This window comes from Calothrix anomala FACHB-343 (genome assembly GCF_014696435.1).
GTDB classification, from domain to species: domain Bacteria; phylum Cyanobacteriota; class Cyanobacteriia; order Cyanobacteriales; family Nostocaceae; genus Aulosira; species Aulosira anomala_A.
In genome coordinates, this window is record NZ_JACJQG010000076.1 from 22372 (window position 1) to 47600 (window position 25229).

At 39.5% G+C, this 25229-nt stretch carries 17 protein-coding genes and 1 tRNA gene; 12 read left to right on the forward strand and 6 right to left on the reverse strand.

Annotated features, from left to right (window positions below):
- The first annotated feature begins 185 nt into the window (after window positions 1–185).
- The 5 genes from H6G08_RS30850 to H6G08_RS30870 all read left to right on the forward strand — a co-directional run bounded on the left by H6G08_RS30850 (window position 186) and on the right by H6G08_RS30870 (window position 5539).
- Window positions 186–497 (forward strand): carbon dioxide-concentrating mechanism protein CcmK, encoded by a 312-nt coding sequence (locus H6G08_RS30850; protein ID WP_190550127.1) that lies wholly within the window; start codon window positions 186–188, stop codon window positions 495–497.
- Between the two features lie 85 nt (window positions 498–582).
- The gene (locus H6G08_RS30855; RefSeq protein ID WP_190550128.1) at window positions 583–933 is read left to right on the forward strand and encodes a carbon dioxide-concentrating mechanism protein CcmK; all 351 of its coding nucleotides are present in this window, start codon (window positions 583–585) and stop codon (window positions 931–933) included.
- An 858-nt stretch (window positions 934–1791) separates the two neighbouring features.
- Complete coding sequence (locus tag H6G08_RS30860) at window positions 1792–2985, forward strand: HetZ-related protein 2 (protein ID WP_190550130.1); 1194 nt, start codon at window positions 1792–1794, stop codon at window positions 2983–2985.
- A 328-nt stretch (window positions 2986–3313) separates the two neighbouring features.
- Window positions 3314–4537, forward strand: coding sequence for a GspE/PulE/PilB domain-containing protein (locus H6G08_RS30865; protein WP_190550132.1), 1224 nt, complete (start codon window positions 3314–3316; stop codon window positions 4535–4537).
- 318 nt (window positions 4538–4855) lie between these two features.
- Window positions 4856–5539 (forward strand): Crp/Fnr family transcriptional regulator, encoded by a 684-nt coding sequence (locus H6G08_RS30870; RefSeq protein ID WP_190550135.1) that lies wholly within the window; start codon window positions 4856–4858, stop codon window positions 5537–5539.
- Between the two features lie 94 nt (window positions 5540–5633).
- Here the strand turns inward: H6G08_RS30870 and H6G08_RS30875 are convergent, their stop codons facing one another.
- Entirely contained in the window at window positions 5634–6206 is a 573-nt protein-coding gene (locus H6G08_RS30875) for a carbohydrate binding domain-containing protein (RefSeq protein WP_190550137.1), read from the reverse strand.
- 189 nt (window positions 6207–6395) lie between these two features.
- On the reverse strand, window positions 6396–7157 hold the full coding sequence (locus H6G08_RS30880) for a M48 family metallopeptidase (protein ID WP_190550139.1): 762 nt from the start codon (window positions 7155–7157) through the stop codon (window positions 6396–6398).
- Between the two features lie 537 nt (window positions 7158–7694).
- Here H6G08_RS30880 and H6G08_RS30885 point away from each other — a divergent pair.
- The 5 genes from H6G08_RS30885 (at window position 7695) to surE (ending at window position 20092) form a co-directional block, all read left to right on the forward strand.
- Entirely contained in the window at window positions 7695–8102 is a 408-nt protein-coding gene (locus H6G08_RS30885; protein WP_190550141.1) for a nuclear transport factor 2 family protein, read from the forward strand.
- A gap of 14 nt (window positions 8103–8116) precedes the next feature.
- Entirely contained in the window at window positions 8117–9202 is a 1086-nt protein-coding gene (locus H6G08_RS30890; protein WP_190550143.1) for an alpha/beta hydrolase, read from the forward strand.
- Between the two features lie 179 nt (window positions 9203–9381).
- Window positions 9382–9564, forward strand: coding sequence for a DUF4331 family protein (locus H6G08_RS37090; protein WP_199322807.1), 183 nt, complete (start codon window positions 9382–9384; stop codon window positions 9562–9564).
- 240 nt (window positions 9565–9804) lie between these two features.
- The gene (locus H6G08_RS38585; protein WP_190550145.1) at window positions 9805–10785 is read left to right on the forward strand and encodes a HupE/UreJ family protein; all 981 of its coding nucleotides are present in this window, start codon (window positions 9805–9807) and stop codon (window positions 10783–10785) included.
- A 508-nt stretch (window positions 10786–11293) separates the two neighbouring features.
- Entirely contained in the window at window positions 11294–20092 is an 8799-nt protein-coding gene (gene surE / locus H6G08_RS37810) for a 5'/3'-nucleotidase SurE (protein ID WP_190550152.1), read from the forward strand.
- Window positions 20093–20364: 272 nt separating this feature from the next.
- Here the strand turns inward: surE and H6G08_RS30910 are convergent.
- A tRNA-Ser gene (locus H6G08_RS30910) sits at window positions 20365–20433 on the reverse strand.
- A 178-nt stretch (window positions 20434–20611) separates the two neighbouring features.
- On the reverse strand, window positions 20612–21622 hold the full coding sequence (locus H6G08_RS30915) for a hypothetical protein (RefSeq protein ID WP_190550154.1): 1011 nt from the start codon (window positions 21620–21622) through the stop codon (window positions 20612–20614).
- A gap of 927 nt (window positions 21623–22549) precedes the next feature.
- On the opposite strand from H6G08_RS30915, the gene H6G08_RS30920 reads away from it, so the two are divergent.
- Both H6G08_RS30920 and H6G08_RS30925 read left to right on the forward strand, forming a co-directional pair.
- Window positions 22550–22822 carry a hypothetical protein gene (locus H6G08_RS30920; RefSeq protein WP_190550156.1) on the forward strand — a complete coding sequence of 91 codons (273 nt, stop codon included), beginning with the start codon at window positions 22550–22552 and terminating at the stop codon, window positions 22820–22822.
- A 123-nt stretch (window positions 22823–22945) separates the two neighbouring features.
- On the forward strand, window positions 22946–24013 hold the full coding sequence (locus H6G08_RS30925; protein WP_190550158.1) for a hypothetical protein: 1068 nt from the start codon (window positions 22946–22948) through the stop codon (window positions 24011–24013).
- A gap of 58 nt (window positions 24014–24071) precedes the next feature.
- Here the strand turns inward: H6G08_RS30925 and H6G08_RS30930 are convergent, their stop codons facing one another.
- Both H6G08_RS30930 and H6G08_RS30935 read right to left on the reverse strand, forming a co-directional pair.
- Window positions 24072–24446, reverse strand: a complete 375-nt coding sequence (locus tag H6G08_RS30930) for a hypothetical protein (protein ID WP_190550161.1) — start codon at window positions 24444–24446, stop codon at window positions 24072–24074.
- 244 nt (window positions 24447–24690) lie between these two features.
- Window positions 24691–25020, reverse strand: a complete 330-nt coding sequence (locus tag H6G08_RS30935; protein WP_190550163.1) for a hypothetical protein — start codon at window positions 25018–25020, stop codon at window positions 24691–24693.
- Between the last annotated feature and the right edge of the window lie 209 nt (window positions 25021–25229).

The window sequence follows — 25229 nt, forward strand, 5'->3', positions numbered from 1 at the left end:
GAGCAGGGAGCAGGGGGCAGGGTGCAGGGGGGATAAGGAGGACTAATGACCAATGACCAATGACTATTGACTATTGACTATTGACCAATGACTAAGTATCCAAGAAAGTTGAGGCAAATGTCAAAATTGGGACTAAAGCCTCGTACAATTGATATCACTTATATTTAGCTCAGGAGAATCTAGCCATGCCAATGGCGGTTGGCGTAATAGAAACCTTAGGTTTTCCTTCGGTGTTGGCAGCAGCAGATGCAATGGTAAAATCTGCAGCAGTTACACTGGTGTATTATGGCCAAGCAGAAAGCGCTCGTTTGCTAGTTGCAGTTCGGGGACAGGTTGCTGAAGTCAGAACAGCTGTGGAAGCAGGAATTGCCGCAGGTGAACAAGTAAAGGAGGGTACAGTAATTACCCATTACATTGTCCCCAATCCCCCAGAAAATGTGGAAACTATACTTCCTATCCACTTCACGGAAGACTCTGAACCCTTCCGTATGTTCTAAACAAGTTTGCCATTAAAATTGGTAGCGAAGCTTCGTACAATTAACTTGTAACACCACCTAAGTTTATTCCTACAGGAGATTTTTAATGTCATTACAGGCAGTTGGAGCGCTAGAAACTAAAGGTTTTCCTGCTGTGTTAGCCGCAGCAGATGCGATGGTCAAAGCGGGTCGTGTTACCCTGGTTGGTTATATCCGGGTTGGTAGCGCTCGTTTTACAGTCAATATTCGTGGCGATGTCTCAGAAGTTAAAACCGCTATGGCAGCTGGTGTAGAAGCTGCAGAAAATGTTTATGGTGGTACCCTGGAATCTTGGGTGATTATTCCCAGACCCCATGAAAACGTTGAAGCTGTTCTACCTATTGGCTACACCGATGCCGTACAACAGTACAGAGAATCTGTGGAAAATCCAATTATCAGATCGTCCAACGGTCGCTAGATTGAGATTTATCGTCTTTAGCTCCAACTAGAAACAAAATATTACCAGCTGCGCCTTGACAATTCACTCTTGCCAAGACGCAATTAAGCATGTCTTGACATATTTATTACCAATGTTTTTCATCTAAGCATAACTACTAATAAGACCTGTCAACAGTCAACAGTCAACAGTCAACAGTCAACAACTTGAACGGAATAATTTATTTTTTGGAGTTCCCTTAGTATAAGTTTTGTCATCGTATGTGAGATACACATAGTAACTCAATGTAATATTGATGGGGTACAAAATTAGGAAAACCTCAAGAAAAACTTTATTTATGAGAAAATTCTCGTCATAGATCCAGATATTACCCTCATGGGTACTATTAAATAGTCAGTAATCCTATTAGATAATGGTTGTATATCTTGCCGAAAAATAAAATTAGGTTGCCAAAATGATAGAAGAAAGTTAAAAAATGCTGAGATTCTCACACAGATGTGCTGGAAATCTGAAACTTATATGTATCAAACTACGTCTGGATTTGAGGTGAATTTTATTTGCTCTGGCGATCGCGTCCACCATGTCAGCTTTTCTTAACCCCGCTGAAAAAGGTGTATCTTAATTTACATACACTGCGCAGGTTGCTTTTCTCGAATGTGAATTTATTAAATTTACAAAAATTTATAATTTGCAAATCAGAGAAAAATTCCTTGAATAGTTGGGTTTTCAGTAGTTGGCAATCAAAAGTGAAAACTAGCAAAGGATATTTTCTGCATAAGTTTAGTCCTTTGAGACGTAATAAAAATGGAATCACTAAAAAATCTTCAACCAGAAGATTCAATTAGGGGCAGCTGCCAGTTAATAAGTTAAGTGCGAAAAATGGGGGTTGTAATGCAAACTTTAAAACAGGGTTTTGAGGAGTACAATCTCACTATGGCAACAGAAGCCAACAAACTGGCACAATATTGGCGACAACGTCTTGTGAGTGATTGTCCACAACAAAGTCAAACAGCCAGAGAAAGCATTGTCTTGTGGTTGTTGGGGCGCGATAACCAGCGCTTTGATATGCTTAATCCCAAGGAGCTTGAGATTGCCAAGCAAGCAATGGAATATCGTTACCGGATTTTGTTGCAACGTTACTTGGGTACAGGTAGGGAACGTGCCTATCGTAACCTCATCTCCAGATTAGCCAGCTTAATGACCTTAAGGAACAAAATTCAAACTTGGGTATCGTTAAGCCGCGATCGCCAACGTAGTGTCATTGATGTACTACAAGAAATCATTCAAGAATTATTACAAAGCGATTCCTACATTCAAGACCAAATGTCCTGTATCGCGGAAATTACCACCGATCGCAGGTTAAGAGATACTTTATTATTTGCCAGCATCGAGGAATATTGCTTGCGTCCAGTGCGCAATCAACCCTTGCTAGTTTATCGCTTTGTCAATTACCTGCGCCGGACTCAACGGGGAGGCTTAACTCAAGTACCCAGCAGTGACTTGATTCGCCTAGTTTCCGAAGAAATCCTCACAGATGACAGCGATAATCGGATTAACTTGGTTGACAGTCAAGCGATCGCGGAATATGAAGAAGCACAAGAACTAGAACAGCAACAAATCCTGCGTCAGTCCGTACAACAAGAATTTGAAGTATATTTACAAGAAAATCTCGGCACCGAAGCAGTAGAATGGCTGCGGCTGTATCTCCAAGGTAAGTCTCAAGACGAAATCGCCAAAGTCCTCAACAAGCAAATTAAAGAAGTCTACAGATTGCGGGAAAAAATCAGCTACCATGCTGTGCGCGTGTTTGCCCTCAAAGGTAAACCAGAACTGGTAGATAATTGGTTAGCAATTTCCTTGGAAGAACACAACCTGGGGTTAACACCTAATCAATGGCAGCAACTTTATGAGAAATTGTCTCATCAGGGACAGCAGATTTTAGATTTGCGTAAAGCTGGTAACTCCATTGAAGCCACCGCTCAACAATTAAAACTTAAAACCCATCAGGTGATGGGAGAATGGGCCAAAGTCTATCTCGCTGCTCAAGCCTTAAGAACTCAGGAGTCATCATGATATCTCAGATGAAATACTGAAATAATACTGATATTAAAAGTTATCTATTTAACATATGGAGACACTTAATATTCAGTATTACCAAACCTAACAGTGTTGAGTGGTAGATTTTGGATTTGGGATTTATCCCCAATCCACAATCCCAGATTTAACTAAGACGACATCCCTATCTACTTTACAAAAAATTAATTTGTATATTCTCATTTTCACTAAAAATTTGTCGTTAATTTAACTAGTGCTAACATTTATAAAGCATCTTTATTTACTAAAACCTAACTAAGACGCACAATAGAAGGATAAGCAAATAAAAAAGTATTAAATACATCTTATGTTGTCTTCAGAAGGCAATTTTACTGATAACAAAGCGAACACGCCAATTACAGGCGAAATAAAATTCACTAATATTGACCAGTTACTGAGCGATCGCGATCGGATATTTTCGTTAATAGATAATTTATTGTCCTTAGAAGTTTGCCTATATCACCAAATTTTACCCTTAGAGTTAAAAGGCAATCAACTCATACTGGGTATGGTGAATGTAGAAGACACAGAAGCATTAGATTACGTTAACCGAATTTTTTCTTATATGAAGTTGACAATGGTGAGTCTGACAATTCCTAAGGAGATTCACCAATCTACCCTTTCAAACTACCTCAGCTACAAAAATACATCTTCCCTAAATCCTCAACCACAGCAGCCACAAGCTAACTCCAATGCTAATAACAACGCTGTTCCCCCAATAGAGCCAACAGAGCAAATTAATACCTATGCCACTACCTACATTGAGACAGAAGTAGAAATTCCCCCTGCTTCTTTGCACAAAGTAGATTTACCTGTAAAAGAAAATCGCCCTCCTGTGTCTCAACCTAGCACAACTAAGCCACAAGAGAGTGAATATAAAAAGACTACAGAGATGATCGCGCCAAATCACCTCAGTATCTCACCATTACAAACCTCAGAGATATCCAGACCCCTAGAACTACTCACTCACCTACCACCAAGAAAATTACTAGAACAATTATTAGCCAGAGTCTTGCGCGGGGGAATTGGTCGCTTGTATTTGGAAAGACAGTACGATCAAGGGAGAATACTCTGGAGCGATAACGGAATTTTACAATCAGTAGTCGAAAATCTGTCTCTTGATGTTTTCCAGAGCATTATTAATGAGTTCAAGAAATTTGCTGGTGTACCCTTGATCGCGCTTTCAGAAGCAAAACAGGTAGAGAAGGAATGTAAATATAGAAATGACAATTTATTGTTACGCTTACGACTGATGCCGGGAATTTATGGTGAAGAAGCAACATTACAAGTATTGCGGGGAGCAGCGTTAAAATTTTATCAACAGCAACAGTTAAGTCGCCTCAGCCGCGATACCTTGGTCATGGCGCAAAAACTCAGCTTTAAGTTACACGAACTAGAAAAACGCTTGCTAATTAACAATACCAGTCAATCTGAGCAATTAAAAGCTATAGCTGCCATTACTAAAATAGTAGAAAATTTAGATAAACAACTCAATATTCTAGCAGCAGATACTCATCTGCCTAGAAAATAGTTAAAAAGAGTAATTAACATTTTAATTTGTCAGTAAAAACGCTGATTTCGATTGCCTGCATAATTGTTATGTTGTACTAGAATATTAGACCTAAATACTAATTTTTCATGCCTCAATTTTTCATCAAGAATCCTCAGATTAAAACTGAGATTTTAAGTTTCCATGTCTTGTTGGATTAAAAAAATAGGATAAACACCTAATTATTTTCAATAAATTTCTCATCGTATTTTTACCGTATTCAGTAGCTGATTGCTGTGTGAAAAATTATCATATCCGCTCTAATGTTCTCCTCCTAAATCTATTTTTTACAGATATTTCATGCATACTGAGGTTTTTAGTGAACTTTTCCCCTTACTAAGTACAGCCAATCCCCAAACTTTAGAATGGCTGTTAAACGTTGCAATTGAACACGAATACCCAGCAGAAAGAGCCGTTTTAATGGAAGATGCTTGGGGAAACGCGGTTTACTTCGTGGTTTCTGGTTGGGTAAAAGTCCGGCGCACATCCGGAGATAATTCCGTCGCTCTAGCTATTTTAGGTCGCGGTGATTTTTTTGGAGAAATGGCAGTTTTAGATGAATCTCCGCGTTCAACTGATGTAATTGCTCTTTCGCCTGTAAAATTGCTGAGTGTTTCTCGCGAACGTTTTATTCAAATCTTATTTAAAGACCCGCATTTGCATCATCGCATGTTACAACTCATGGTGCGACGAGTGCGACAAATCAACCTCCGCTTGCAAATGCGCTCTTCACCACCAGCAGTTAAACTAGCCCAAACTTTAGTAAGTTTAGGTGAAAACTATGGACAAAAATCTGAAAAAGGACGAGAAATTTTTAATATTCCCGTTAAAGATTTAGCAGAAGTCACAGAAATTAGTGTTGAGGAAACCAGCAAAATTATGGACAAGCTGGATGAAAAAGGCTGGATAGAAATTGACGATATTAATAATATTATTTATTTAGTCAATTTTAAACAGTTGATTAATTTGGCGGGGAAAGTTTGATAGTGGGGCATTGGGCATTGGGCGTTGGGCATTGGGCATTGGGCATTGGGCATTGGGCAGAGACGCGATTAATCGCGTCTCTACAATTTTCATCTCATCTCCCTTGTCCCCCAATACCCTGTTGCTCCTGCTTGCAAATTCCACCTGTGAGAGTATAGTTATCTACCTGAACCCAGCTATCTTGACTTAAAGCCCAGAATCCGGTGACGATGTTGTAATCAGATTCACTACCGGTGACGAATCGGAGGGTTAAGGGTAGATATTGAGGTAATCTGCCAAATTTGATTTCTACAAATTGTTTCTGATGGGCATCTCGCAGGCCAAAGGAACCATCTGTGATATTTTCGGATGTGCGCACGTAGGCTTTTAATTCATATTCAGTATTCGGCTGTAATTTAATGCGCTGACTAATACTATTCCAGCCAGTAAAATTGCGCATGGAAATATTATTTTTGCCGGAATTGCTATTTCCTGCTGCTAAATCAACAGTTATGTTACCTTCAGCAACCCAAGGACTGCTGACTGTGGGGCTAATTTGTTCTTCAAAGTCGCCATCTAATAGGGGACTGGGACAGGCGGCTGTTACTTTAGCAGAGCCAAGATAATGGATAATGCCAATAGTAATAAATAATGCAACTGTGCCGATCGCGAACTGTTTGCTAGTCATTATATATTGACCTCTTGACTCAGGGGTATTACCCAAGCCAATGAGTATATAATATGTCTCGCAAATCTGGCTGAGGGAAATTACGGAAGGCTATAATTTGATTTATGAAAGCGATCGCACTAGCTTCACAATCAAAGATAGTTGAAAGTGCGATCGCTAATTAGCAAAATTCTCTAGAATTATCCTCAATTATCGACCATTAGCAATTTTTCTTTCAATCACCGAAATCCGTTCTTGGGTTGCTGGATGGCTACTCAAAAATGATGGTGCAGAAGATTGACGAACTAATTTGCGCAAAAATGCAGGCATAGCCTTGGGATTATACCCAGCCCGGCGCATATACTGCAATCCCTTATCATCTGCATTAAATTCTGCTTCGCGGCTATTAGGTAAGTCTACAGCTAGCTGATAAGCTATAGCGGTGACAGCACTTTGATCTAAACCTGCTAGGGAAGCAGCACCTTGCGCCAGTTGTGTTTGTTTTAACTTATTAATTAAGTCATTGTTGCAAATATGGGCTATTTCGTGACCGATAACAGATGCTAGTTGGTCTTCATTATCCACCGCATTTAATAGCCCAGTGTGAACGTAGACATAGCCACCTGTAGTTGCAAAAGCATTAATACTAGAGTCGCGAACTACATAAAAGCGAAAAGGAATTTGAGAGCAATTACTAGCTTTAGCTAAACGTTGACCAACGCGATTAACATAAGCGTTGGTTTTAGAATTAGAATCCAGTCGGTAATTTTGTTTTACCTGTTGATGAATATTTTGTCCCAGGGCGACTGTTTGCTGTGGAGAAATGTTGGACAGTTGTAACAACTGCACGCCATTAAATATTAGCTGTTGCCAAGGAAGTGCACTGGCTGGTTCAAGAGAACTCAAGCCAATAGTACAAGCAGTACCTAAACCAAGGATTAAAGAAACACCTTTATGCATTCTCGATTTCATAATCAAAAATCAAACGTATACGAGTAATAAACAGCAAAATTGATTTTTACCTTTGCGGCTAAATTAAGTTTTTTGATAATGAGAAAAAATCAAAATGATCCAGTTTTATAAAGGTGTATTAATTGCTCAATTCGATGAGTTATGTACGTTTAATATATATAAGACTTAAGCAAAATCATGAAAAAACGAACCGCGTAGACGCGGAGCGGCTTCCCGCAGGGTAGTACGCAAAGAACACGAAGTAAAGAGGGTTTGGAAGAGTTATTGCGTAAGTCCTATATATATTTATTTTAACGAAAAGTGTTGTAAATAAAGCCAGCATAAAGGAATAATTTTACTGCTGAACTAACCCTGTCAGTATCAGTCTCTAGCATTACTAGTACTGAGTCTCATTGGTTGTGAGACGTTGATGGTGGTCAGATTCCCTAGCAACCCATGATAGTTAATCCCAGTGTGAGATTATTTTTTTACCAGTTTGAAATCCAAATAGGGAAAGACAACGTATTCCTATTTAGATGATTTAAATATTAATCAATTATGTCAGTGCAAGTTACTCTTTCTCCAGAAACTATCCAAGCTGTGATTCAGCAATACTTTGCGGCTAGTCGTTCTGATGATAAAGCTGAGGGTATGGTTGTCTGTTTTGCCGAAGATACTGTCAGCTACGATCCTGTAGGTGCGCCAGCATTACAAGGCCATAGTCAACTACGGGAATTTTTTCAAGGGGTAGCAGCTTTGTTTACCAAGGTGGAACTCTATGAAGATTTTATTTCTATCAATGGTAATGAAGCGGCTGTTAAATGGATTGGTCGAGGTATCGGTCAAAATGGTCAGGCTGTGACTTTTGAGGGAATTGATTTATTTGAGTTCAACAGTGAGGGTAAAATTCAATCAATGCGGGCTTATTGGAATCCGGCGGCGATGCTGGCACAATTGCAGAGTTAAGGCTGATACTTGATTTGACCAAGAAAGCAGGCGAGAATATGCGATCGCGTTTAGGGCTAATTCTCAGTTTACTCGGACTATTTTTAAGTAGCTGGATTATCGTTCCAGCTCCTAACTTTACCTTGCTACCTCTAGCTGTGGGTAGTCCAGAAATCAGCCCTATATTGTTAATTGGCAACTTAATTGCTTTATTGCTCTCATTTACTGCTAAAAAACAGCTTTTACTCGCTCGGATTGCAATTGGCTTTAGTTTAAGCGGAATTTTACTCAGTAGTCTGCCTTTATTACAGCTACCTAGCACAATTCAACAAGCAGAGGCGCAAATGCAACCTTTATTGAGTAATCTGCAAATTCCGGCTGATTTACAAGCCAAAATGCGCCGCCATCCCTTTGTGCTAGCTGATTTATTTACAGGATTAGCAAAACCCAAAGTTCGCCATCATCAACAAAATTTTGCTGCTGCTGATGGAACTCCCCTAAATATAGAAATTTATCAGCCTCTAACTACTGGTAAGCATCCAGCGATTGTCACTATTTATGGTGGCGCATGGCGTAGCGGTGAACCAGCGCAAAAAGCCACATTCAACCAATATATGGCAGCACAAGGGTATACAGTGGTGGCTATTGACTATCGCCACGCACCCCAATATCGCTACCCCGCACAAATTCAAGATGTACAAGCTGCATTGAATTTTATATTGCAACAGGCAGCTAATTACGAAATAGATTCTAGCCGCATTGCAGTTATTGGCTGGTCTGCAGGAGCGCATTTAGCATTATTAGCCGCATATCAGCCAAATACTACCCCAATTCGCGCAGTAATTAATTACTATGGCCCGACAAATTTGTTACAAGGCTATAAAGAACCACCATCACCTGACCCTATTAATACCAAAGCTGTTTTAACAGCCTTTTTAGGTGGTTCTCCTGAGGAGGTAGAAACCCAGTATAAATTAGCATCCCCTATAAACTATGTAAAATCTAACTTACCGCCAACATTATTAATATATGGCGATCGCGATCATCTCGTAAAGCCAATTTTCGGTCAGCAACTATACCAGCGTCTGCAAAGTCACCAACGACTTTCTCAACGCATTTAATAGTATTCCTCCCTCAGCAGATTTAAGTTCTGCCGCTAAACCCGTAGGTGCAGAAGCTAAAAAGACACTCAAAGCCCTCGGTAATAATGACCAACGCGCTAATGCTCTCATTGGTGCCTTCCTTCCCGATGTCATGCGTATAGATACCACCGTCCCTAGCGGTTACGGTAACGCCCTCAATGCTAAAGGTAGCCCCATCACCGGGTAAAATCACCGACGATGTCATTGATATTACCCTCAGCGTTCTCACCAACGGAGCCGTAACTACAGATAACGTCTCCTACGAAGGTACTCCAGGTAACCCATCTCAAGGACACAAACCATTAGAACAGCAATTTCCCTATCTAGCTTTACCTAATTAAGACAGTACTCCAAAACTCCCCAAATTTAACCATTACCTCCCTCAATCAACAGCACAGAGGACGCAAATAAAAACCCTTTGCGCCCCTCTGCGTTTCCCTTCCCGTACCTCTGCGTTAAACCCATGAACCAAATACAACTTTTTCACTAGATATCAAATTTATCTCATCTCCTTTATCGGAGCATTATTACTAACAATTGGTTTTTCTACTCCAAGTCAAGCACATTGGGCAGATTTAGCGGTGGCTGAGATAACAGTAGAACCGACAAAAACCGGAATTATTTTGACATTTCCTACAGGCTTAGTAGCAGACTCTGACGATAACCAGGATGGAAAACTCTCCACTAATGAAGTTACCAACCATCAAACAAAACTAGAGAAATTTTTAGGCGATCGCATTCGGCTGATCGATAATCAAGGCGGATCTGGTAAAATCGCTGTTACACCCACCAATAACTTACCAGCGAATATCCAGAGTAATACTAATACTCACACTACCCTAGAACTAACTTACACTTGGTCACAACCAGTTAGCGCACTCACTATCAACTACGATTTATTTTTACCCAATGTCCCCACCGCCCGGTGTTTAGCTACTGTAATTCAAAGTGGAAAAACTCGCAATTTGGTATTTACTCCCGAACAGCAGGAATTTGCGTTAATTGACGCTTCTATATGGCAACAAATCGGCAGTTTTATCTTGCTAGGTATAGAACATATTATCACAGGATATGACCATGTTTTATTTTTGATAAGTTTATTAATGTTAGGCGGTGGTTGGCGTTACCTGCTAAAAGTAGTCACAGCTTTTACTATTTCTCATTCCGTTACTTTGTCGTTAGCAGTATTGAATATTGTCAGTTTACCAGTGCGCTTTGTTGAAAGTGCGATCGCACTCACAATAGTCTATGTAGCCGCAGAAAATTTTTGGCGTAAAGATATACGTGGACGTTGGTTGCTGACATTTATCTTTAGACTCATTCACGGGCTGGGTTTTGCTGGAGTTCTCAAAGAAATTCATCTGAGTCAGTCTAATTTGGCTGTATCCCTGGCTAGTTTTAATATTGGCGTAGAATTGGGACAAATTGCGATCGTTTCTCTCGCATTTTTGGTGTTGCGTACTATCCAAAAATATCCTTGGGAATTAAATCTGCGACGCTTGTTATCTGGTTGTGTTGTCGCTATGGGCTTATTTTGGTTTATCCAACGAGCTTTTTATTAACCCTGCGTATATTTCAAAAATTATGCGATCGCATTTGTAAGGGTGGGGTTACCTTGCCCTTACAAGTTACTTACTATAACATTTTTATAAGTTATATGATGCCTTAATTCAGGAAATATTGATATTGAATTAAATAAATTTACGGTGAAATAAGAGATTTTTATTTATTTACAAAATAAGTATTTTTATACGGCTAATAACTGCATAGTATTCTACATAACAGCTTAATACTTAAATTTAAATTAGCGAATCCTGATAATTCTAATCCTTTAACCTTACGCTAGCGATTTCTTAACGTTACCACGATAACTTGAACTACTGAAATAGATATTAATTATATAGATATGACTGAGGATGAGGATAAAATCAAGCCTCTAATTCTCTGCGCCTCTGCGTGAGACTAATTCATATATTTACTCAGCCAATAACAAACTTAAAAATTGATAATTTATCGCTTTAAATAACCTCTCCTATTCTCTCAATCTATAATTCACCTCAGTACTAACATATGGTAACCACAAAAACAATTCGCTTTTCGCAATTCAATGCTTCCCTAAACCGGAATGCTGATGGTCAGTTAATTACTGATTTATCTACACCTAATAATAATCAGGCGAAAGCTGTTGCCGAAATTATCCAGCGTAGCAATCCTGATATATTATTAATCAATGAGTTCGATTACTTTTCAGCAAATCCTCAACAGGCGGTTAAATTATTCCAGCAAAATTACCTGGCTGTGAGTCAAAACGGTGCAAATACTGTTAATTATCCCTACTTTTATATCGCACCTTCAAATACAGGAATTGCTTCGGGATTTGATTTAAATAATGACGGTAAAATTGTCACTACCCCAGGCGCATCTGGATACGGCGATGATGCTTTTGGATTTGGTAATTTTCCTGGTCAGTTTGGGATGTTGTTACTTTCCAAACATCCTATTGATACTGCTAATATTCGCACCTTCCAAAATTTTCTGTGGAAGGATATGCCAGATTCTTTACTTTCTACAATTTCAATTCCTAATTCTAATACTCCTTGGTATTCTTCAGAAGAACAAAACGCTTTACGCCTTTCTTCTAAAAGTCATTGGGATGTACCAATTAAAATTAACGGTGAGACAATTCATGTTCTTTTGAGTCATCCCACACCACCAACCTTTGATGGAAGCGAAGACCGCAACGGTAAACGCAATCATGATGAGATTCGCTTTTGGGCAGATTATATCACACCTGGTAAAGGTGATTACATCTATGATGATGCAGGTAAAAAAGGCGGGATTGCTGCTGGTTCTAGCTTTGTGATTATGGGTGACCAAAATGCCGACCCTGTAGACGGTGATAGTTACGACAATGCTATTCGCCAATTATTACAAAATCCTGGCATAAATACTAATGTCATTCCTAGCAGTCTGGGCGCATCGCAACAAGCGACTTTACAAGGTGGTGCAAACCTAAATCAACGGGGTAATGCTAATTTTGATACCGCAGACTTTGCGGATACTGCACCCGGTAATCTACGGACTGACTATGTATTACCTTCGGCTGATTTGACTGTAAGCAATTCCGCAGTATTCTGGCCTGTAAATACTGACCCAAATTTTCCTTTGGTAGGTACTTTTCCCTTCCCCAGTTCCGACCATCGTTTAGTATATGCAGATGTGGAAGTGGGCGCAACCACAGCAGGGAAAACGATTCCCGATGTCGGATTTTTGGGACAAACTATATTACCTACAGGCTTTATTCCTCCTGGTGTAGCGGGGATAGTAAATGGTGTACAAGCGCCTTTGGGTGGGTTGTCTGGTGTCGCCTATGATGCAGCTAAAAACCAGTTTTATGCGATCGCTGACGATCGCTCTCAATTTGCACCCGCCCGGTTTTATACTTTTACTACCGACCCTGAGAAAATCGCCACAGATGGGGTAATTTTTACCGATGTTACACCCCTCAAAGATGCTAACGGCAATTTCTTCTCTATTAATAGTCTTGACCCTGAAGGGATTGCGTTAACTAACAATGGTACAGTTTTCATCTCTTCCGAGGGTGAGGTAAATCCTGGTGCGGGTAGGGTGACTAATCCCTTTATTAAAGAATTTTCTCTCACTACGGGGCAAGAAGTCCGCAGTTTACCTGTCCCCACTAAATTTTTACCAGTAGTTGAGGACACTAACGGTAACAGTGTAGTAGATGCTGGCGATACCCAAAAAGCAGGTGTATATAATAATTTGGCGTTTGAAAGTCTGACAATTACACCTGATCAAAAAACCCTATTTACCGCCACAGAAAACGCTTTATTTCAAGATGGATCAAGGGTTACCACTACAACCGGTAGCCGATCGCGGATTTTGCAATACAATTTGGTAACGGGACAGCCTGAAAAAGAATATCTTTATATTACAGATGCATCTGTCACCCCCAACCCAGCAACAGGATTTAGTGATAACGGCTTGGTGGATTTATTAGCGATTGATAATCGCGGGACATTACTAGCTGTAGAACGTTCTTTTGCGCAGGGTGTCGGGAATACGATTAAAATTTACGAAATTACTCTGCAAGGTGCAACTGATATTAGCAGTATCGACTCACTCAAAGATTTCAGCGAAACTCAATTAGCGGCTATTCAACCAGCGCAAAAACGGCTAGTCTTGAATTTAAATGACCTAGATTTGCCGAATGGTACAGATAATATCGAGGGTATAGCTTTCGGTGCGAAATTAGCGGATGGGCGGCAATCTATCGTCTTGGTGAGTGATAATAACTTTAATCCAGCCCAATTTACGCAAATTTTGACTTTAGATGCAGATTTAGTACCTACCGCAGCGCCAAAAGTCGAAACTCGTCCGGATTTATTTGACGATGAGACATTACCAACAGACCAGCGTGCGGATGCTGATGACCCTGCTATCTATATTAATGCTAATAACGCGGCTGATAGCTTAGTTCTTACCTCGGTGAAAAATGCCGGACTGCGGGTGTATGACTTGTCTGGTAAACTATTGCAAGAAGTGAATCCGGGGGGAATTCGCTACAACAACATTGATTTGCAATATGGTTTTAAATTAGGTAATGAAAAAATAGATATTGCTGTGGCGAGCGATCGCGGTAACGATAAACTAGCAATATTCAAGATAAATCCCAATCCCACGACTCCCGGTAAGTACCTGGAAAATATCACTGATAGCAGCATTGGAACAATTTTCCAAGCACCACCTTTTCTTGCGCCTTATTCCTCATCTTCTCGCAGTTCCTACGGATTAGCTTTATATCGCAGTCCGATTACCAATGATTACTACGTCTTTACCAGTCGTCGGGAAACTGGAGATATCGCCCAGTTTAAACTAATTGACAAAGGTAATGGTAAAATTGGCGCGGAACGAGTACGAGAGTTTACCATTCCTTCACCCTCCGACTCTGAACGTTCAGCACAGACAGAGGGAATGGTTGTAGACCAAGAAACTGGTTTTCTCTACATCGGTCAAGAAGATGTCGGTATTTGGAAATTCTCAGCTGAACCTAACGGCGGTACAACCGGTAAGTTAATTGATAAAGTTAAAGGCTTGGGTGGTAGTCACCTCACCGATGATGTGGAAGGATTGACTATTTACTACGGTAAAAATGGTACAGGCTATTTATTAGCATCTAGCCAAGGTGATAATACTTTTGTTGCTTACACCCGTGAAGGCAATAATGATTATTTGGGTAACTTTGCAATTGGTAGCAATGGCGCAATTGATAGCGTTCAAGAATCAGATGGTGCGGATGTTGTTAACGTACCCCTTGGCCCTAATTTTCCTTATGGTTTATTTGTAACTCAAGATGGTTCTAATGAACCAGCTAAATTAGTCGAAGATGATGGGGAGTTTGAAAATATCAATTCTAACTTTAAGTTAGTACCTTGGGAAAATATCGCTAACGCTTTACCCACACCTTTAAAAATTGACACCACTAGTTACAATCCCCGTAATCCTGTTGCACAACCTAAACTCACTATATATGACTTTAAAAACCTACCCAAATTAGGCACAACTTCCAAAGGTGAAGATATTTTCTTGGGTGGTTTTTCGGGGTTGTATTTCCAAGGAATTGCACCTAATGGTAATCTGCGATTTGTTACCCATACAGATAGAGGCCCTAATGGCGATTCTGTTGGTGCAAATCGACCATTTTATTTACCCAGCTTCCAACCAGAAATCGTTAATTTTGAACTCAACCGCACCACAGGCGAAATTACAATTACCAAACGCACCGGGTTATTCCGTCAAGATGGTAAAACTCCATTAACCGGATTACCAAATCTACAAGCTGGGGCGAATGGTACAGCTTATACCGATGAAATTGGCGTTGATTTAGATAATAAACCTCTACCTAACGATCCATTAGGTGCAGATTTAGAAGGAATTGTCGTGGCGGAAAATGGTGATTATTGGATGGTGGATGAATACCGCCCAGCAATTTATCATTTTGATAGTAAAGGTAAATTACTTGATAGATTTATCCCCAAAGGTACTGCAATTGCACCTAATCCCGATCAAAGTGCAGGTACTTTTGGAACTGAAATATTACCAGCAGTTTACGCCCAACGTCGCAACAATCGCGGATTTGAAGCCGTGGCTTTAGAAGGTTCTAAACTCTACGCCTTTATTCAAAGTCCAATTGATAACCCTGATGTCGCCAATGACGGAACTTCTAAAGCCTCTCGCAACCTGAGAATTTTAGAATTTGATATCATCAGCAAACAGGTGACAGGCGAATATTTATATCTTCTCGAAGGTTTACCCGCGACTGATAAAATTGGCGATGCAGTTTCTCTAGGTAAAGGTAAATTCGCAGTTGTCGAACGTGATGATAATGGAACGTCGGCGGGGAATAAATTAATCTTCCAAATTGATTTAAAAGGCGCGACCAATATCAATAATCCTGCTAAATTTAGCTTACCATCTGGTAAAACTATTGAACAACTAACTCCGGCGGAATTAGCTACAGCAAAAATTACCCCTGTCAGCAAAAACTTAATAGCTAATGCTGCACAGTTGGGTTACACCGGGGTGGAAAAATTAGAGGGTTTAGCATTAGTCGCACCCAACACTCTGGCATTAATTAATGATAACGATTTCAACGTTACCGGGAAAACTCCTGCGGAAAGATTGGGAATTTTAGAATTACCAAATAACATCGCAGTTACTAAACCCAAAACATCCCTAAACATCCTCTTAGTAAATGATGATGGTTATCAGGCGAAGGGTATCAATGTTCTCTACAATAAATTAGTTGCAGCTGGTCATAAAGTCACATTAGTTGCACCAAAGCAACAACAAAGCGGTCAAGGTACAGCCCTGGATACTGATAAATTTGGTAGACCTTTGGAGGTTGTCAATTATGAACCAAATAAATGGTATGTGGATGGTAAACCTGTTGTTACTACCTGGGCAGGAATCGATTATATCTTAAGAGATAATCCCCCAGATTTAGTGATTTCTGGAATTAATGAAGGAGAAAATCTCGGTTTAGAAGGGATTATTTCCGGGACACTGAGTGCTGCTGTATCTGCATTAAATCGCGGTGTACCTGCGATCGCAGTCAGTGCGGGTGTTAAACTAGCAGAACGTAGCAAAGGTTACCCCAGTACTGATAAAGCCTACGATGTTGGCGCTAATTATGTTGTCGATTTAATTGCCCAATTACAAGCAAAACAAGGCAATAATTCAGCTATCTTACCAAAAGGCATCGGTTTAAATGTCAATATCCCCGCAACTGACAAAATTAAAGGTATAGCCTTTACAGAGTTTGATAGTGCAGGTAGTTTTGATTTCAAATTTGGGGAATTACCATCTAACTTTGGGACAGGTCAAGGTATACTTTATACCCAAAATTCTTTACCCAAGGGAACTAAGCCAAAGCCATTCTCAGAAGGCGAACAATTCTTAGCAGGTAAGGTGACAGTCACTCCTTTTGATGGCGATTGGGGTACAACTCCAGATAAACGCCAAGCACTGAGTTCTCTTGTTAACTTAGAAGTCCCTGGTTTAACGGATGAAATCAAACCTGCTAGCAAGGCGTTAAATATTTTGCTGGTGAATGATGATGGTTATCAAGCAAAAGGTATTGATGTCATCTACAAAGCTTTAACTGCTGCTGGTCACAATGTTATCTTAGTCGCACCCAAAGACCAACAAAGCGGGAAAGGTACTTCCATCAACACCAACAAAATCTTTCAGAATACCGAAGTTGCAGAATTTGATACCAGCAAAAACAAATGGTATGTCGATGGTACTCCGGTTGTTACCACTTGGGCGGGATTAGATTACATTCTACCCAACAAAGAGAAAATTGCTAAACCAGATTTGGTCATTTCCGGGATTAACGAAGGTGAAAACATCGGTTTAGATGCCATTTCTTCTGGTACAATCAGTGCGGCGGTGACTGCATTACAAAATGGTATTCCCGCGATCGCAGTTAGCGCCGGAATTGACCTTGCTGGATTACAAACAGGCGACAAATCCAGCACCGAAAAAGCCTATGAAATCGGTGCGAGGCTGGTTGTTGAAGCAATTAACCAACTCCAAGCCACTCAAGGTAGTAACGCAGATTTACTTCCCAAAGGTGTGGGTTTAAATATCAATATCCCCGCTTATAACCCGGATATACCCAAATTCAGCACAATTACGGGGGTAGCAGTTACCAAATTTGACCAAGCTAGCAGCCTCGGTTTAAAGGTTGGTGAAATTCAGCCGGGAGTTCCTGGCTTAACTTTAGGCGCTTCCAGCAATACAGGCACAGGGGATTTATCATCGGAAGGGGGTAGATTCTTAGAGCGAAATATTACAATTACCCCCATCGATGGTAATTGGAGTGCAACCCCAACCAGCCGTGAACAAGTCGCCAACGCTGCTACACCCATCTCGGTAAATGGAATCGCTAGCGGTGACACCACCCACAACTCTACAGTTCTGTGGGCGCGGAGTATCTTCCCCGGAAAAGTAAAATTTGAATATTCCACTGATGCCAACTTTAGCGCGATCACCGGCACAAAAACCATCAATGTTACCAATATCAACCAGCCAGTGAAAGTTAATGTTGGTGGTTTGCAAGCGGGAACCCAGTATTATTACAGAGTCACCGATGCAGCAGGCGCAACCGCCACAGGTAAATTTAGTACGGCTGCAAATCTTGGTACAAAAGCAGGGTTAAAATTCGGTGTCTCTGGCGACTGGCGCGGCGAATTAGCACCCTATCCAGCTATTAGCAATGCAGATGAGGCGAATCTGAAATTCTTCTTTGAATTTGGCGATACCATCTATGCAGACTATCCTTCACCGGGACTGAGAAACCCAGACGGGACAGAAAAAGCCCAAGCTACAACTTTAGAAGATTACCGCGCCAAACAAGCAGAAGTCTACAGCGATCGCTATGGTAAAAATACTTGGCAAGATTTACGGGCTTCCACCTCTATTTTGGCAACCATTGACGACCATGAAGTAGTCAACGACTTCCCCGGCGGTAAGAATTTAGCAACCGCCTCCGCCGCCGAACAAGCCTTATTCGGTGCGACTTCCGGCTTAGTCAACGACTCGCCCCTCTACGAAAACGGTCTGCAAGCCTTCCAAGAATACAACCCCATCCGCGATCGCTTCTACGGTCAAACAGGTGATGCCCGCACTGATGGAGAACGCAAACTTTACCGTTATAATACATACGGCAGTGATGCTGCCACCTTCGTTCTCGATGCCCGTTCTTTCCGAGATCCAGAATTACCAGATGTTACTAATCCCAACGATCCGGCGCAAGTTGCTGATTTTCTGAGTAAGTCTTTTCAAGGCGATCGCACTTTATTAGGAAAGCAACAACTAAAAGACCTCAAACACGACCTCAAACAAGCTCAGAAAAATGGCATCACCTGGAAGTTTATCATGGTGCCAGAGCCAATTCAGAATTTAGGGGTGCTGGCAGCAAGCGATCGCTTTGAAGGTTACGCCGCCGAACGCACGGAAATTCTTAAATTCATCAACGATAACAACATCAGTAATGTTGTTTTTGTCACGGCTGATATTCACGGTACAGTAGTCAACAACCTCACTTACCAATTAGCGCCAGGTCAACCACAAATTGCTACCAGTGCCTTTGAAATCAGCACCGGTTCCGTAGCTTTCGATGCACCGTTAGGCCCCACATTAGCAGACTTTCTCACCCCTGCCCAAAAAGCCTTATACAATTCTCTGCCTGTCGCCAATGATGCCGATAGTCTAGTCAATGACAAAGACGATTTCATCAAACAGGCGATCAACGCTGGTTTAACTCCTCTGGGTTACGATCCTGTAGGCTTAAATAACAATCTCCTCCAAGCCAACGGCTTAATTAACGCCAAACTATTACAAGGAGATTACATCGCCACTCAAACTTACGGCTGGACTGAGTTTAATATTGACCCCCAAACTCAAAAGCTAACTGTTACCACCTATGGTATAGAACCATACACCCGTGAGGAATTAGCCGCTAACCCCAGCGCAGTTACCAACCGTCAACCGCAAATTGTCAGCCAGTTTGAAGTAGATCCCGCCAAAACATCAGAGATTCCAGGTTCTACCTACAATCTCCAGCCTGGTCAAACTATATCCACAAGTAACGGTGCGGATACTATCGAGGGTAGCCAAGACAATAATATTAAAACCGGTAACGGTGATGACACAGTATTTGCTGGTAGCGACTCTTTAGTCTCCACAGGTAATGGAAGCGATCGCGTTTTTGTGGGTGTGAATAGCCCTGCTAAAAATACTACTGTTAATGGTGATGCAGGTAACGATGAACTCACCGTAGTTGAAGCTAGTGGTAGCAATCGTCTATCTGGGGGTGCTGGTTCTGATACCCTGAAAGTAATTGAAGGTTCTCATCAATTCCTCTTCGGTGGTTCTGGTAACGACATCCTCACCAGTAACGGTAACAATAACCGACTTAATGGTGGTTCCGATGATGACACACTTTTCGCTAACACCAATGACACCTTACTAGGTGGTAATGGCGATGATATCTTATTTGCTGGACAAGGCGGTGGTAATCGCCTAACTGGTGGTGCTGGTAGCGATCAATTTTGGATTGCTAATGCTAGTATTCCAATTAGTAAAAACATTGTTACTGATTTTACTCCAGGAATTGACATCATTGGCCTTGGTGGTCTTGGATTAACTCAATTCAATGACCTAAATTTAATACAACAGTGTAGTGATACTTTAGTGAAAATTGGAAATTCGGAGTTAGCTTCCTTACGCGGAATTACCGCAAATACCCTCACTGCTAGTAACTTTACTTTCATGGCGTGAAAATACAGCCAATTGCAGATAATTAGTAGGGACACAACAATATTGTGTCCTGATATCTTTTTTGTCAGCTGGTAAGATCTATCCCCAATGGAGAGAGAATAACCCCCGAAGGGCGATCGGTTTTGTTACACAACTTAGCAAAACATCACCTACAAGCTGAATGAAGGGTGTTATATTCGGTTTGGTACGAAATGGGTACGGTTCGCGTTAAGGTTCAAATGGGAAAGCCTGCCGAATCCTGAAAAGGAAGGCAGGCTAGGGATTTTAATAATCGGAGCGGCGGGATTCGAACCCACGACCTCCACTACCCCAAAGTGGCTCTATGCAAGCCTTTTAGCCCCATCCAGCAGCGATCCTAGCCAAGAATTTAAAAGCTTATTTCAATTCCGTACCAATTTCATACCACTCTAGCACTTAAATCGGCTGAAGGTCTAGGTATTTAAAGAAATAGCTACAATCACTAGGCAATCAATCGAAGTTATCTGTGCGCCTGATTTAAGCAGCATTAGTCCTTTTAATTTATTTAGCAGCTACAAGTTCTTTACTCTCTTCATTGGAATGTTGATTATTCTCCTGTTCTAACCTTTCAATGATTCGCTTAGATATTTCAGATACTTTTCGATATATCATGGTCTCAGCCTTAGTCTCCTCTAAGAATATCTTCCATGCTCTATCCAATGTTTTATCTAATTCTTCAATTCCTTTTACTTTAGGTTGGAGATTTTTCTTTAATGTTTCACCTGGTTTAACTCCAAAGATAATCCATTTACCTATGTACTCTCCATATCTCTGGCGTGTTTCCCTTGTGGTATAATGTTCTCTCCTAGCAAAATTCTGAGCAACAATTCTAATAGTTTTATTATAATCCTCAGCATTCAGTGATGCTTTAGATATAGAAGTTATACCTTCCGAATTAGCACCAAATTTCTGTGCTTCTAGGTGGGCTATCTCTGCTCCTCTCATACGCCTAGAATCATTATATTGAATCAACAATGGTAGTAGATAATCATCCCTTTTTATATCTATATAAATGGTTCTTACTGACTGCTCCAAATAATTATCAAATAATTTTTGTATTTGCGCTTCATCCTTGGATTTACTTTTAGCTAAGAGGGCGAATACATGAGCAATAGCAAATATTCTATGTCTACCGCCAATCAAATAAATTTCTTTTTCTAAAACTCCCACTACAATATCAATGATTAACCATTGGTGTTCTATAAAAATTGAACGGGCAAGTTCTTTAACCCGTTCTGTTTTAATCTCATATTGCTTAAACTTTCCCTCACTATTAGGTAAGGCTTTTGTCAGAATTTCTCTCAATGTATAAGACTTTGATCCCGGTATTGAAGTATAAAGCTCTTGATAATTTTTAGTAAAACTCTCTTTATCGTCTCCTTCAATATTTAAATCTACATCTGGCAATTCTTTAGATTTAATGAAACAAGAAGACTTTTTGTCTGAGGAGAGTTGTATAAACTTTCTGTAATTTAAATCACTTGAACTTTGAGGCGTTTGATTAGTATTCATGATCAAATATCTAAATAATACAAATTTCAGTAAGTAATCAGAGGATTCTCTAACTAATTGCACTCGATTATCTACTGATAGATCTTCTATGAGCAATCTGGAACTGAGTATGTGCATTGAGGCTAATCAGTTAGCAGATTTCTCATAATATATACTCTACCCATCAGTAATTCAGGTACGGTATTCACCCATTTGTATTAGTGTTTACCGAAGGGTTATACCCCTCATGCTGCTGCTTATGTAGCCATGCTGATATATAAAGGTTCGTAATCTAGAATTTAGGGATAATTTATTAAGTTTCATTTATATCAGCCTACTGAGATACCTAAGCTTAAATTACCCAGATTCGAGCTTAGTCTAACAAAATAATTTATAAGATTCGCCTAAGAGAAAGCATAGTAATACTCATTTAATTAAATGGCTAAGTAGGTAAATACGCGGTTAACATAATTTCTTAGTCTAGGTTAGGACAGATATAGCCTATTATTCCCTACTTATACTGTTATATGTCTAACTCTAAAAATCCCCAAGATTGGTTCTATTGGCCTATTCTTATCTTTGTATGGGTAGGTGGGTATCTTTTAATTAGACAAATCCCACTAGATAATTATGGACTTAAACATTTAATACTATTTTGTATGATTTGCTTTACTATGGTCTTTTGTAAATAATTATTTATTTAGGTAATTTGAGTAGCTATTTAACCTCAATAAACTCAGAACATTTAATATAAGTCAATCTTATTATTTATTTTTTAAAGGATGTAGCTCTTGCAGATTTGCCTCATAACTAGACAGAGCTATCTATAGCCTAATCAGATTATTCTGATATCAATAATCCAATAATAACCGTAATTTTTAGGATGACATCGACAAAATTGATTATTTAGGATTAATATAAACGTTAAATAACTACTTTTAAGCGCTTATGGAGACTTTATTGGCTGGTTTAATAGGAAGGGTAGTTATAATTTTATTTGTAGTTGGTTTGTGTCTTTTAGCTTGGTTAGGAGAGAAAATTTTATTAATAATACCCAAGCCAGTTAGATTGTCAATCTACTTATTTCTGGTTACTTTTTGGGGGTCAGTTTGTTGGGAGTTGATAAGTAAAGGACAATGGGGAGGAGCTATCTTTGCCTGTTCAATTGAATTACTGTTCTTCTGGGGTTACCACATGATTGTAGAAGATCCTACAGCCTAAAGTTATAAATTAAATAAACCTTTAGAACCAAGCGCCCACTATTTGCTATTTATATTTCTCTATATTTGAGTAAATAGACTTATTCAAGTCTTATAAACTGTAAATCTCATATAGAGAAATATAATGTTAAACATTAAAGAATCAATCTTATCTAGAGAACCAGAAGCAAATCTATCAACTCTTTCTGAGTTAATGCACCTGGTTGATAAATATAATCTGAAGTGGGTTCCATCTAACCAAGGTAATGGGGCTTATTTTATTATGAGCCAACTTAGTGAAGCTAAGGGATTGGATAAAGAAGATTATTTAAAGAATTGGGCTAATTTGACGGGTAGTGTAGAAAACAACTCGTCAGAATCCACGACCTCTCTTTTACAGAGGTCGTCAGAATCCTTAGCTGGTAAGGCTTTCAAACTGGAAGGTGAAGAGCTAAGAAATTTCAAGGATAATTACTTCCAGGTTACTGGTGAATCATTAGGGAGAATTAATTCCCTTTGGGTAGGTGATTGGCTTCACGGTTATGCATATCTAGTACAAGGTAATAGTGAGGCCGCTAAAGATTTCCAATCTCTAGGAGCTGAAGCTATTAAGAAAGGAGTAGATAGAGAGTTACCACCTATTGATAATGTAGATAGAAAATTACTATATAATTCTGGATGGAAGAAAGAAGCTGACCTACAAATAGCATTAAGTTATTTAGCCTCATACACTCCATTTAAACTAACCTCTGAATTCCCCGTTGAAGATTATTCTGATAGCAAAACAGAAGTTAGACGCTTTGATTTATTTAGAGTGCAGCCACATAAAACTAAAAGAAGTATTATATACTGCTTTGAATTAAAGAAAGATATTATTGATTACTATGATTTAATAGACGCTATAGAAGCCAAGAGATATGTTCAATTATTAAAAGATAGATTCACAACTAAAGAGATTAAGATGTACCTTGTAGCCCCATTTGGAGGCACTGGAGCAGCTTTAGAGAAAGCTCAAGAGTACCCTGAAGTAGAAATATGGACTGTACAAAAGATGGCTTTATTCTTGAAAGAGAAAGTTAAAGCATACCATCCTAAAGATAAATATTTCGTGGACAATATTCTCTGTGAGATGGATATAATTAAGAAATTATTAACCCTACCGTCTCTACCATCTAAGAATATAATTCCTCTAAACGGTAAAAAGGTCGCTTAATCAATTAAATAGACAAAATAAAAGTCCCCCACTCTAACAAGAGATGGGGGATATTTCATTATATAGAATTTCTTATAAAGTTTAATAATCTATTCTTCTCTCGCTTACTAATCTTAGTAGTAGACTCAACTACTAGCTCAACCTGAGGATACGTTAGATAATCTTCTGTTAATATAATTGACTGATTGCCGTCAATAATTTCTCCTGTCAAGGTACATTCGATTACCCCTAATCGCTTTCCTAAGATAGTTTTAATTACTTCCCATTGCCTATCAGGGTAAACATAACCTAAGCAGGTAATAACGTCTAGAGCATTAATATATTTATATTCAATATAATATTCTCCGTAAAGATAGAATGAAATTGGAATCAGGTAGTTCTTTTTATCTAAATAGAACTCTGTATATTGAGAAGCTGTAAATAAACTAAGCATATAAAGATGCTACCTCACTTGGTTCTTGCAAACTAAGGTGAGTGAGAACTAACGTGCCCACTAATTAAGTTAATTTATTAATTAAGCTGTAGGGTGTAAATATCAAATATTGATTAGATATGGTAATTAGTCTGCCCTACCACTTAAAGAAAATTTTCTATAAAATAGACGCTTATACTTCAGATGATTTAGCACCTAAAGATAAGATAGAACTGAAAGCTATGCATGATGCTCTAAGGGATATTTATCTATCAGTAAATTCCTGAGATTCATCTAGCTTATTCCTAATAGGTCTGGTATGAATATTCTCTAGGTGTCTCGAACTATTGCTAGGGGGAGTACTTCTATCCCTGAAGTCTCTAGCTAAGAATCTAATATCTTCTCTCAGCCCATCAACTTTATTATCAACAGATCCAAGAGTGCTAATAATTTTAGCGTTCTCTTCAGTACATCTATTATTATGTAACTGATTATCTTTTAATAATTCAGCCAAGGTATCTGAGATAGTCTTTAATGTTTCTGATTCTATCTTTTGTTTATTAACCCATTCTTGAATGGCGGGCTTTACACCCATCCAATTAGCTAATAAAAGTGCCCCTACTATGGAGATTATAACGCCTAAACCAACACCACCAGCCTGAAGTAAAACTTGGTCAACTATCTTATCTTGAAGATTAGAGGGTGTTTGAAAAGTTTTTAGGGGTCAAATTTTATGCTAGCCGCCTCACCATAATACGGATCATAGCAAGGTAGATAAAGGTTTCTGAAGTTTCGGGTAATAAC

What these genes read in the sequence shown, in the direction of transcription:
- H6G08_RS30915 (WP_190550154.1), bottom strand. Translation starts at nt 21,622, where the DNA reads ATGAATACTAATCAAACGCCTCAAAGTTCAAGTGATTTAAATTACAGA.
- H6G08_RS30920 (WP_190550156.1), top strand. Translation starts at nt 22,550, where the DNA reads ATGGAGACTTTATTGGCTGGTTTAATAGGAAGGGTAGTTATAATTTTA.
- H6G08_RS30855 (WP_190550128.1), top strand. Translation starts at nt 583, where the DNA reads ATGTCATTACAGGCAGTTGGAGCGCTAGAAACTAAAGGTTTTCCTGCT.
- H6G08_RS30925 (WP_190550158.1), top strand. Translation starts at nt 22,946, where the DNA reads ATGTTAAACATTAAAGAATCAATCTTATCTAGAGAACCAGAAGCAAAT.
- H6G08_RS30885 (WP_190550141.1), top strand. Translation starts at nt 7,695, where the DNA reads ATGTCAGTGCAAGTTACTCTTTCTCCAGAAACTATCCAAGCTGTGATT.
- H6G08_RS37090 (WP_199322807.1), top strand. Translation starts at nt 9,382, where the DNA reads ATGCTAAAGGTAGCCCCATCACCGGGTAAAATCACCGACGATGTCATT.
- H6G08_RS30860 (WP_190550130.1), top strand. Translation starts at nt 1,792, where the DNA reads ATGGGGGTTGTAATGCAAACTTTAAAACAGGGTTTTGAGGAGTACAAT.
- H6G08_RS30850 (WP_190550127.1), top strand. Translation starts at nt 186, where the DNA reads ATGCCAATGGCGGTTGGCGTAATAGAAACCTTAGGTTTTCCTTCGGTG.
- H6G08_RS30875 (WP_190550137.1), bottom strand. Translation starts at nt 6,206, where the DNA reads ATGACTAGCAAACAGTTCGCGATCGGCACAGTTGCATTATTTATTACT.
- surE (WP_190550152.1), top strand. Translation starts at nt 11,294, where the DNA reads ATGGTAACCACAAAAACAATTCGCTTTTCGCAATTCAATGCTTCCCTA.
- H6G08_RS30870 (WP_190550135.1), top strand. Translation starts at nt 4,856, where the DNA reads ATGCATACTGAGGTTTTTAGTGAACTTTTCCCCTTACTAAGTACAGCC.
- H6G08_RS30935 (WP_190550163.1), bottom strand. Translation starts at nt 25,020, where the DNA reads ATGGGTGTAAAGCCCGCCATTCAAGAATGGGTTAATAAACAAAAGATA.
- H6G08_RS30865 (WP_190550132.1), top strand. Translation starts at nt 3,314, where the DNA reads ATGTTGTCTTCAGAAGGCAATTTTACTGATAACAAAGCGAACACGCCA.
- H6G08_RS30930 (WP_190550161.1), bottom strand. Translation starts at nt 24,446, where the DNA reads ATGCTTAGTTTATTTACAGCTTCTCAATATACAGAGTTCTATTTAGAT.
- H6G08_RS30880 (WP_190550139.1), bottom strand. Translation starts at nt 7,157, where the DNA reads ATGAAATCGAGAATGCATAAAGGTGTTTCTTTAATCCTTGGTTTAGGT.